The sequence below is a fragment of the Halobacterium sp. CBA1126 genome (assembly GCF_009741975.1).
GTDB lineage: Archaea > Halobacteriota > Halobacteria > Halobacteriales > Halobacteriaceae > Halobacterium.
Map to the genome: position 1 here is coordinate 1 of NZ_WPCF01000104.1, position 9,010 is coordinate 9,010.

General features: G+C 72.1%; 12 protein-coding genes. 5 read left to right on the forward strand and 7 right to left on the reverse strand.

The annotated features are described in order from the left end of the window. The 6 genes from GJ634_RS12480 to dapA form a co-directional block, all read right to left on the reverse strand. The coding region (locus GJ634_RS12480; protein WP_157503110.1) for a M20/M25/M40 family metallo-hydrolase at positions 1-787 on the reverse strand (787 nt) is incomplete at its 3' end. Beyond that, positions 780-1,598 carry a diaminopimelate epimerase gene (gene dapF, locus GJ634_RS12485; protein WP_157503112.1) on the reverse strand — a complete coding sequence of 273 codons (819 nt, stop codon included), beginning with the start codon at positions 1,596-1,598 and terminating at the stop codon, positions 780-782. The genes GJ634_RS12480 and dapF, both read right to left, overlap by 8 nt. Positions 1,599-1,629: 31 nt before the next feature. Next, entirely contained in the window at positions 1,630-2,862 is a 1,233-nt protein-coding gene (gene lysA, locus GJ634_RS12490; RefSeq protein WP_331714158.1) for a diaminopimelate decarboxylase, read from the reverse strand. Beyond that, positions 2,859-3,692: a 2,3,4,5-tetrahydropyridine-2,6-dicarboxylate N-succinyltransferase gene (locus tag GJ634_RS12495; RefSeq protein WP_157503116.1), complete on the reverse strand. Its 834-nt coding sequence runs from the start codon at positions 3,690-3,692 to the stop codon at positions 2,859-2,861. Before GJ634_RS12495 ends, lysA begins: the two co-directional genes overlap by 4 nt. Next, positions 3,689-4,432 (reverse strand): 4-hydroxy-tetrahydrodipicolinate reductase, encoded by a 744-nt coding sequence (dapB, locus tag GJ634_RS12500; protein ID WP_157503118.1) that lies wholly within the window; start codon positions 4,430-4,432, stop codon positions 3,689-3,691. The genes GJ634_RS12495 and dapB overlap by 4 nt, the downstream gene beginning before the upstream one ends. Continuing rightward, positions 4,429-5,334: a 4-hydroxy-tetrahydrodipicolinate synthase gene (dapA, locus tag GJ634_RS12505; RefSeq protein ID WP_157503120.1), complete on the reverse strand. Its 906-nt coding sequence runs from the start codon at positions 5,332-5,334 to the stop codon at positions 4,429-4,431. Before dapA ends, dapB begins: the two co-directional genes overlap by 4 nt. Before the next feature lie 286 nt (positions 5,335-5,620). On the opposite strand from dapA, the gene GJ634_RS12510 reads away from it, so the two are divergent. Further along, a complete protein-coding gene (locus GJ634_RS12510) occupies positions 5,621-6,262 on the forward strand; it encodes a metallophosphoesterase (protein WP_157503122.1) in 642 nt (213 codons plus the stop codon). 45 nt (positions 6,263-6,307) lie between these two features. Next, the gene (locus GJ634_RS12515) at positions 6,308-6,805 is read left to right on the forward strand and encodes an NYN domain-containing protein (RefSeq protein WP_157503124.1); all 498 of its coding nucleotides are present in this window, start codon (positions 6,308-6,310) and stop codon (positions 6,803-6,805) included. Here GJ634_RS12515 and GJ634_RS12520 read toward each other — a convergent pair. Continuing rightward, the gene (locus GJ634_RS12520; RefSeq protein WP_157503126.1) at positions 6,802-6,990 is read right to left on the reverse strand and encodes a hypothetical protein; all 189 of its coding nucleotides are present in this window, start codon (positions 6,988-6,990) and stop codon (positions 6,802-6,804) included. The two genes, GJ634_RS12515 and GJ634_RS12520, sit on opposite strands and share 4 nt — an antisense overlap. A 90-nt stretch (positions 6,991-7,080) precedes the next feature. Between GJ634_RS12520 and GJ634_RS12525 the strand changes: the two genes are divergently transcribed. The 3 genes from GJ634_RS12525 (at position 7,081) to GJ634_RS12535 (ending at position 8,867) form a co-directional block, all read left to right on the forward strand. Next, entirely contained in the window at positions 7,081-7,551 is a 471-nt protein-coding gene (locus GJ634_RS12525) for a PUA domain-containing protein (RefSeq protein ID WP_157503127.1), read from the forward strand. Between the two features lie 216 nt (positions 7,552-7,767). Beyond that, the gene (locus tag GJ634_RS12530) at positions 7,768-8,151 is read left to right on the forward strand and encodes a nascent polypeptide-associated complex protein (RefSeq protein ID WP_157503129.1); all 384 of its coding nucleotides are present in this window, start codon (positions 7,768-7,770) and stop codon (positions 8,149-8,151) included. Continuing rightward, positions 8,148-8,867, forward strand: coding sequence for a methyltransferase domain-containing protein (locus GJ634_RS12535; RefSeq protein ID WP_394350895.1), 720 nt, complete (start codon positions 8,148-8,150; stop codon positions 8,865-8,867). The genes GJ634_RS12530 and GJ634_RS12535 overlap by 4 nt, the downstream gene beginning before the upstream one ends. Positions 8,868-9,010 lie beyond the last annotated feature (143 nt).

Genomic DNA, 9,010 nt, shown 5'->3' on the forward strand with positions numbered 1-9,010 from the left:
GGTCGACGTCGACGCCGACGTGGTCCGGAACGGCGTCCCGGACGTAGGCCGCGAACCCCTCGAAGAAGTCAGTCTGGGTCTCCGGCGGCACCGTCCGTCGGTCGAAGACGATGGTGCACTCGTCGGGCACGCGGTTCGCCGCGTCCCCGCCCGCGATTCGCGTGGGCGTCAGCGTCGGCGGCCCGAGCTCGGGGTGTTCGGCGGCGCCCCGCGCGGCGTCGTACGTCCGCACCGCTTCGAGCGCGTGCTCGGCGGCGCCGACGGCGTTCGCGCCCGTCCCCGGTTCGGCGGCGTGCGCGCCCTCGCCGGTGAGTTCGACCGTGCCCTGGAAGCGGCCGCGGGCGCTCGTGCAGGCCTCGAGGTCCGTCGGCTCGCCGACGACGACGCCGTCAGCGTCGAGGTCGAGGGCGGCCGCGCCCGTCGAGTCGGTCTCCTCGTCGGGCGTAATCGCGAGCGTCACGCGCCCCTCGGCGGGGTCGACCGCGAAGAACGCCGCGAGCAGCGCGGCCAGCGGCCCCTTCGCGTCGCAGCTCCCCCGGCCTTCGACGACGTCGCCGTCCCGCGAGAACGGGACGTGCGGCGGCACCGTGTCGATGTGCGTGTTCAGAACGTAGTGCGGGGTCCCGGTCCCCTTCGACGCGAGGACGTTCCCGGCGTCGTCGACCTCGGGGTCGCAGCCGTGCTCGCGGAGCGTCCCCACGAGCAGGTCGCGCATCTCGCCGACGTCCTCGTGGGACGGCGTGCGGACGGCGCGCTCGTGGAAGTCCAGAACGGAGAACTCAGGCATCGAGGTGGCGCGCGGAGACCGCCTCGGCTTCCCCGTCGAGCTCGTGCTCGGTGGGGCCGCGCAGCGTCGCCGTGGTGCCCGAGAGGTCGACGGTGAGCTCGCCGCCCGGCGGCCGGACCGCCACGCGGTCCCCGCAGCGGCCCTCGCGGCGCGCGACGGCGGCGACCGCCACCGCGCCCGTGCCGCAGGAGTCGGTCTCGCCCTCCACGCCGCGCTCGAACGTGCGCTGGCGGAACGCGTCCTCGCCGTCCGGGGACGCGAACGTCACGTTCGCGCCCTCGGGGAACGCCTCGTGGTGGCGGACGGCGGGCGCGTCCGCCTCGACGTCCACGTCGTCGACGTCGTCGACGAACACCACGGCGTGCGGGACGCCCGTGTTCACGGCGGTGACCTCGTAGCCCGCCAGTTCCTCGCGCTCCATCGGCTCGTCGCGGAACGCCGGCACCTCGCGGGGGTCGAAGGACGGCTCGCCCATCTCGACGGTGACCTCAGCGCCGTCGAGGTCCGCGCGCCGCGTTCCCGCCTGCGTGTCCAGCATCACGCTGTCCGAGCCGGTCTGCTCGGCGACCCACCGGGCGGCACACCGAGCGCCGTTCCCGCACATGTCGGCGGTGGAGCCGTCGGGCTGGCGCAGCGTCATCACCGCCCGCGGCGGCGTGTAGCCGTCCTCCAGCGCGAGGAACAGGACGCCGTCGATGCCGAGGTCGGCGCAGAGCCGCTCGGCGAACGCCCCCCTGTCGGGGACGTAGTTCGACGCGTCGACGATTGCGAAGTCGTTGCCGGTGCCGTGGTATCGTTCGTAGGGAATCATCGTTCTGGGGCGGGTGGACTGTGTACGGGAATCATCGTTCTGGGGTGGTGAGGTCGGACAGCGAGTCGCGTTCGCGGGCGAGCCGGTCGGCGCCGCCCTCGAGGACGGCGACCGCGGGCCGCGGCCGGGAGTTGTACTGGGACGCCATCTCGACGCCGTAGGCGCCCGCGTTCCCGACCGCGAGCAGGTCGCCCCGTTCCGGTCGGGGGAGCCGCCGGTCGGCCGCGAGTACGTCTGTGCTCTCACAGATGGGCCCGACCACCGTAACTCTGCGGTCCGGGCGGTCGTGGCTGTCGCGGGTGAGCGTGCGCACCTCGTGGTGGGCGTCGTAGAGCGCGGGCCGCAGCAGCGTCGTCATCCCGGCGTCGACGCCCGCGAGCGTCGGGCCGTCCGTGCGCTTGACGGTGTTCACCTCGGCGAGCAGGACGCCGGCGTCCGCGACGAGGAACCGGCCGGGTTCGACGACGAGGTCGGCGTCCACGTCAGCGAGCGCCTCGCGCGTGGCGTCGGCCACCGCCTCGAGGTCGAGGGGGTCCTCCTCGGGGCGGTACGGGACGCCGAAGCCGCCGCCGACGTCCACGAACTCGAGGTCGACGGGCGCGTCGCGGGCGACGTCGGCGAGCCGCTCGACGACCTCGCGGTGGGCGTCGACGTCCGACTCGGAGAGCATCCCGCTGCCCACGTGGGCGTGAATCCCGACCACGTCGAAGCCGCGGGCGTCCGCGTTCCGCAGCACGGCCGCCGCGCGGTCGTGGGGGACGCCGAACTTCGCGTCCGCGCCGGTCGCCACTTCGTCGCTGTGCCCGGCGCCGACGCCCGGGTGGACGCGGACCGCGAGCCGGCCGTCGAAGCCGCGCTCTTCGAGGCGGTCGACGGTGTCGCGGGCGCCCACCACGAACGTCGCGTCCGGCGCCGCGTCGAGCACGTAGTCGAGGTCGCGGGCCGGCGGGTTCACGGCCGTGTAATGGATTTCCGTGGGCTCGTAGCCGGCGTCGAGCGCGCGGTACACCTCGCCCGCGGAGGCGCACTCCGCGCCGGCGCCCGCGCCCCGGAGCGCCTCGAGGACCGCGCGGCCCGCGTTGGCCTTCACGGCGTAGTGGACGTCCGCGTCCGGGAACGCCGCCGCGAGCCGCTCGTAGTTCTGTCGCACGCGGTCGAGGTCCTGCACGTACAGCGGCGTGTCGTACGCCGCGGCCAGCTCGCGGAGGTCGGCGGCCGACCAGTCGGCGAGCCGCCGCACGGCGGGGGCCTCGACGCGCGTCACGACCGCAGGACCTCCTCGCGCTGGGTGGCGTCGAGGGTCTCGGCTTCGAGGTCCATCGCGACCACCGCGGGCTTGAACGCGCCGCCGTCGAAGAGGTCGTGCTCGCCGACGCTGGACTCGACGTACCGCGTGAACGCGCGCCGCTCCGGCGGCAGCTCGCCGTACAGAACCTCCTCCTCCACGAGGTCGTACACCGGAATCCGCGGGGTCAGCAGCGTGTTCTCGCCGACCACGGAGTCCTCGCCGACGACGAACCCGGAGGTGACCCGGCAGCCCGCGCCCAGCGAGACGCCGTCCTCGACGACGACGGGCGCGCTCTCGACGGGCTCGAGCACGCCGCCGATGAGCGTGTTCGCGCCGAGCTTCACGTCCTCGCCGATCTGCGCGCAGGAGCCGACGGTGTCACAGGAGTCGACGAGCGTGCCGTCGCCGACGTGCGCGCCGATGTTCACGAACGCCGGGGACATCACGATGCAGTCCGAGCCGAGGTGCGCGCCGCGCCGGAGCACGGTGCCGTCGGGCGTGTTCCGCGTGCCGCGCTCGTAGAGGTCGCCCGTGTCCCGGAGCGGCAGCACGTCGTGGTACGTGACGTCGCCGTACTCGCGGGGCTCGGTCTCGCGGAGCGCGAAGTTCAGGAGGACGCCGCGCTTGACCCACTCGACGGCCTCCCACTCGCCGCCGGACTGCTCGGCGGCCCGCACGTCGCCCGCCTCGAGCGCCTCGAGGAACGCCTCGAGGGTGTCCGCGTCGTCGGCGGTCGCGGTCTCGGCCGTCAGGTCGCCGTCCTCGTGTCGGTGCCACAGGTCTCGTACGTCGGATTCCAGGCTCATAGTTCGGAAGCAACCGCCTCGAAGCGGTAGAAGTCCGCGGGCTGGTCGGCGAGCCACGCGGCGGCGTCGAGGGCGCCCGCCGCGAACACCGACCGGGCGCCCGCGCGGTGGGTCAGCTCCAGCACTTCGTCGTTCCCCGCGAGCAGCGCCTCGTGCTCGCCCGTGACGTCGCCGGCGCGGCGCGCGTGCACGCCGATTTCGCCGTCCTCGCGGGGCTGGTCGCCCACGCGGCCGTGGACGCGCTCGCTGTCGCCGCGAGTGTCGTCGATGCGGTCGAGGAGCACGTTCGCGGTGCCGCTGGGGGCGTCGCGCTTCCCGTTGTGGTGGGTCTCCGTAACCTCCACGTCGTACTCGGGGAGCGCGCCGACCGCCGCCTCGACGGCGTCCAGCAGCGCCTGCACGCCCCGGGAGAAGTTCGCGCCGAGGAGCACGGGCGCGTCGCTGCCCGCGTCCCGGAGCGTCCCGAGCTGGTCGTCGTCGAACCCCGTGGTGCCGACGACGATCGGGACGCCGGCGGCCGCGCAGGCGGTCACGTACTCCACGCTCGCCTCCGGCACGGTAAAGTCCACGACCGCGTCAGGATTCTCGCGTTCCACGAGCGCCGCGAACTCGCCCGCGGGGTCGAGGTCGCTGCCGGGATCGCGGGTCGTCGCGAACGCCACCTCGACGCCGCGAGCGGCGGCCGCTTCCCGGATCTCGCGGCCCATCCGTCCGGTCGCGCCGGTCACCCCGACTCTCATGCGGACACCTCCCGTTCGCCGAGGGCGTCGAGGGCCTCGCGGAGCAGTTCGCGGGTCTCCTCGGTGGCGTCGGTGAGCGGCGACCGGTAGTTCGCCGGGCCGTGGCCGCGAATCTCCTGGGCGGCCTTCACGGGAATCGGGTTCGTCTCCGCGAACAGCGCGCGGTTCAGCGGCTCGAGTTCGCGGTGGCGCTGGCGCGCGGTCTCGTAGTCGCCGTCGTGGGCCGACCAGACGAGGTCGCTGACGCGCTCCGGTTCGACGTTCGCGGTGACGCTGATGGTCCCCGTGCCGCCGACCGAGAGGACCGGCAGCGTCAGGCCGTCGTCACCGGAGAGCACGCCGAAGTCCTCGTCGCGCGTGCGCTCGGCGACCTCGCTGATGCGGCCGACGTCGCCGCTGGCGGCCTTGTAGCCGACGACGTTCTCGTGGCTCGCGAGCGCCGCCGCGGTCTCCACGGCGATGTTCCGGCCGGTCCGCGAGGGCACGTTGTAGATGATCTGGGGCGCGTTCACTCGGTCGGCGATCTCCCGGTAGTGGGCCTCCATCCCCTCGGGTTCGGGCTTGTTGTAGTACGGCGAGATGAGCAGGAGCGCGTCCGCGCCGGCGTCCACGGAGCGCTGGGAGAGCCCCAGCGCCTCGTGCGTGGAGTTGCTGCCCGCGCCCGCGATGATCGGCACCTCGTCGCCAGCTTCGTCGACGACTGCCTCCACGACCTCGACGTGTTCGTCGTGGGTGAGCGTCGCGCTCTCGCCGGTCGAACCGACCGGGACGAGGCCGTCGACGCCGCTGTCGACGAGGCGGCGGGCGTGCTCGCGGAGTCGGTCGAAGTCGATGCTACCGTCGGCCGCGAACGGCGTCGTCATCGCGGGGAAGACGCCGTTCACGAATGTTGTGTGGTCCATCTGGGTTTGTGTCGCGTCGGAGTCGGTGGGCGGGCCGTGCGTCCGTCGGCGGCCCGACACGGGAGCGCTACGCCCGCAGCGAGCCGTTCGCGTCGGCTTTGCTGCGTTTGCGTTTGCCGGAGAAGGAGGCGGCACTCTCGACGGAACCGGCCATCGTCACGAGAGCGCCACTCATACGCGGTACTGTGGGAGTCCGGGAACAAAGAGTTGTCGCCGCGCGCAAGCACTGCCGACCGGAACCGCGCACCGAGAGCTTTTTGCAGCGCCTGTCCGGAGGTCCGTGTAGATGCTAGTCCTCGGGGACGCACACGCGAACACGCCCGACCGACGGCAGTCGCTGTTCGCCGCGTACCGCGCCGCGGACGCCGACGTCGCGCTCCAGGCCGGGGACCTCATGTACTACGACCTCCCGGTGCCGACGTACTTCATCGGCGGCAACAACGAGGACTTCGACGTCGTCGAGTCGCTGCGACACGGCCGCGTCGAGAGCGACGACGTCTCGAACGCCCACCTCCTCCACAGCACCGCCGAGACCGTCGACGGCCTTCGGGTCGCGGGCCTCTCCGGGAACTACGCGCCCACGCAGTTCGAGAAGTCCCGCGACCAGCTCTACGACGACCGCCGCCGCCACTTCGTCCGCGACGACGTCGAGCGGGCGAAACAGCTCGAGGACGTGGACGTCTTCCTCGCTCACGAAGCCCCGCACGGCCTCCCGGTCACCGAGGAGTACGACGTCGGCTGCGAGCACATCGACGACGTCCTCGAAGCCCTCGAACCGGAGCTCTGTCTGGTCGGCCACCACCACGAGCACGCCGAGAGCGAGTTTGGGCCGACGCGCGTGGTCTCGCTGGCGCCCGCGTGGGAGTCGTACTACGAGCTCGACCCCGAGTCGCTGGCGCTGACGCGACACGAGACGCCGCCCGCCTGACCGGCGTCGCGTACCTTCTTTACGGCGCCGGCGCGTACGCCCGGTATGGCTCCAATCCAACCGGGGCAGCGGGTCGCCGTGCTGGCCGACTCGCAGAACCTCTATCACTCCGCCCAGAGCGTCTACTCTCGGAACATCGACTACGCCTCCCTCCTCGAGAAGGCCGTCCAGGACCGCGAGCTGACCCGCGCCATCGCGTACGTCATCCGCGCGCAGGCCGAAGACGAGGACAGCTTCTTCGACGCGCTCCGGGACATCGGCTTCGAGACGAAGATCAAGGACATCAAGACGTTCGGCGACGGCTCGAAGAAGGCCGACTGGGACGTCGGCATGAGCCTCGACGCCGTCACGCTCGCCGACCACGTCGACACCGTCGTGCTCTGTACGGGGGACGGCGACTTCTCGCGGCTCTGCAACCACCTCCGCCACGAGGGCGTCCGCGTGGAAGTGATGGCCTTCGAGGAGTCCACCGCGGAAGAGCTCGTGGACGTCGCGGACGCGTTCGTCGACCTCAGCGAGCGAGAAGAGACGTTCCTGCTCTAGACCATCCGGCCGTCGGTGCCGGTCGACCCCATCAGCAGCGACCCGGCGGCCAGCAGCGTCGTCGCGACCGCCGCGACGGCCAGCAGCGTCGTCGTCCCCGACGGGTCGAGGCTCGCCCACACCAACATCGCGGCGCCGACAGCGAGCAGCACCGCCGCAATCCCGATTTTCGCGGTGTCGTTCATGCCTGCGGGTTGCGGCCCACACCACATAAACGCATCCACTTCTCGGGCGCGAACGAAGTGGCTTTACGCCCGCCAGCCGACCGTCGAGGCATGCAGGACGCGGACGTCGACTCGCTGCGGACCGTCGCCGACTACCAGTTCGGATCCGGCGCGGGCGCGGCGCTGTTCCCGCCGGAGGAACGCTTCGAGGTGCAGCGCTCGACCACCGGCCGCCCCCAGCAGGTCGCCCGCGAGGACGGCGAGCGCCTCGTCTCCGTCGGGATGGACGGCCGTTTCACGCTCGGCGCCGCCGGCGGCCGCCGCCTCGTCGACGACCTCGCTCATCCCGCGGCGCGCGTGGTCGTCGGCGACGACAGCGAGCCGTTCGTCCGCGACGGCAAGAACGTCTTCGCGAAGTTCGTCCAGACCGTCGACCCGGACATCCGCGCCGGCGACGAGGTCGCCGTCGTCCACGAGCGCGGCGCGCTCCTCGCGGTCGGCCGCGCGGAGCTCGACGCCGGCTCGATGCTCGACTTCGACACCGGGATGGCGGTAATGGTGCGGGACAGCGTCGAGGCGTAGCCCCCGGACGAGCGTAGCGAGTCCGGGCCGAGGAACGACCATCGGGAGTGACGCTGGCTTTTGGCCGAGCTTTTGCAAGCGAGGGAGCGAAGCGACCGAGTGCGGCAAAAGGTCGTTTGACACCGGGATGGCGGTGATGGTGCGGGACAGCGTCGAAGCGTAGTCCCCGGACGGTCGTTCGTCACCCTTTTCACGCCGCGACGCGACGCTCCGTGCATGTTTGGCGGAGGCGGCATGAACCCCCAGAAGATGCAGCAGATGATGAAACAGATGGGCATCGACGTCGACGAAATCGACGCCACCGAGGTCGTCATCAAGCAGGCCGACGGCGACCAGCTCGTCTTCGAGGACCCGGACGTCACGAAGATGGACGCCCGCGGGCAGGAGACCTACCAGATCATCGGCGAGCCCGAGACCGTCGAGAGCGCGGGCGAGCTCGAAGCCGGCGAGGAGAGCGGCGACGAGGCCACCGAGGAGGGCATCCCGCAGGACGACGTCGACCTGGTCGTCCAGCGGACAGGCGCCACCGAGGCCGACGCGCGCGCCGTGCTGGAGGCGACCGACGGCGACCTCGCCGCGGCCATCTCCCGGCTGGAGTGATTCTGCTCGTCCGCGAGGACCGCGAGTTCCTCGCCGCGCCGGGCGACGAAGTCCACACCGACCTCGGCGTCATCGACGTCCCCGAGAGCGTCGACGCCGGCGACGTCGTGGAGACGCACCTCGGCGAGCCGTTCACGGTCCGGGAGCTGCGCGGTCCGGATCTCTTCAACCACCTCGACCGGACGGGCGCGCCGATGATGCCCAAGGACATCGGGCTGGTCGTCGGCCACACGGGCGCGGCGCGGGGCGACCGCGTGCTCGACGCCGGCACGGGCACGGGCGTGCTCGCGGCCTACCTCGGGCGCCTCGGCGCGGACGTCGTGACCTTCGAGCGCGACGCCGAGTTCGCGGCGGTCGCCCGGGAGAACATGGAGCTCGCGGAGGTCGCGGACACCGTCGACGTGCGCACGGGCGACGTGACCGACCACCTCGACGACCTCTCGGCGTTCGACCTGCTGACCTTGGACACCGAGAACGCGCCGGCGGTCGTCGAACGCGCGGACGACCTGCTGGTCTCGGGCGGGTACGCGGCCGTCTACTCGCCGTTCGTGGAGGACGCCCGCGAGGTCAACCTCGCCGCCGAGGACGCGGGCCTCGCGGGCGTCGAGACCGTGGAGACGATTCAGCGGGAGATGGACCTCGACGAGCGCGGCTCGCGGCCGTCGACGGCGGGCGTCGGCCACACCGGCTACTTGACGTTCGCGCGGCGGCCGTAGGGCTGTCCGGCGGCTCGACTCTGGGGACGGCTCGCCGCCTCTCCGCGTCCACCGTCCCGCACTCGATTACTGCATGGCCGTCGCTGGTCACGCTTCGGTATTTAGATGTTCGCGAGCAAGTCTAGAAGTATACGCGCGGCTCC

What these genes read in the sequence shown, in the direction of transcription:
- dapF (WP_157503112.1), bottom strand. Translation starts at nt 1,598, where the DNA reads ATGATTCCCTACGAACGATACCACGGCACCGGCAACGACTTCGCAATC.
- GJ634_RS12495 (WP_157503116.1), bottom strand. Translation starts at nt 3,692, where the DNA reads ATGAGCCTGGAATCCGACGTACGAGACCTGTGGCACCGACACGAGGAC.
- dapB (WP_157503118.1), bottom strand. Translation starts at nt 4,432, where the DNA reads ATGAGAGTCGGGGTGACCGGCGCGACCGGACGGATGGGCCGCGAGATC.
- dapA (WP_157503120.1), bottom strand. Translation starts at nt 5,334, where the DNA reads ATGGACCACACAACATTCGTGAACGGCGTCTTCCCCGCGATGACGACG.
- GJ634_RS12510 (WP_157503122.1), top strand. Translation starts at nt 5,621, where the DNA reads ATGCTAGTCCTCGGGGACGCACACGCGAACACGCCCGACCGACGGCAG.
- GJ634_RS12515 (WP_157503124.1), top strand. Translation starts at nt 6,308, where the DNA reads ATGGCTCCAATCCAACCGGGGCAGCGGGTCGCCGTGCTGGCCGACTCG.
- GJ634_RS12520 (WP_157503126.1), bottom strand. Translation starts at nt 6,990, where the DNA reads ATGAACGACACCGCGAAAATCGGGATTGCGGCGGTGCTGCTCGCTGTC.
- GJ634_RS12525 (WP_157503127.1), top strand. Translation starts at nt 7,081, where the DNA reads ATGCAGGACGCGGACGTCGACTCGCTGCGGACCGTCGCCGACTACCAG.
- GJ634_RS12530 (WP_157503129.1), top strand. Translation starts at nt 7,768, where the DNA reads ATGTTTGGCGGAGGCGGCATGAACCCCCAGAAGATGCAGCAGATGATG.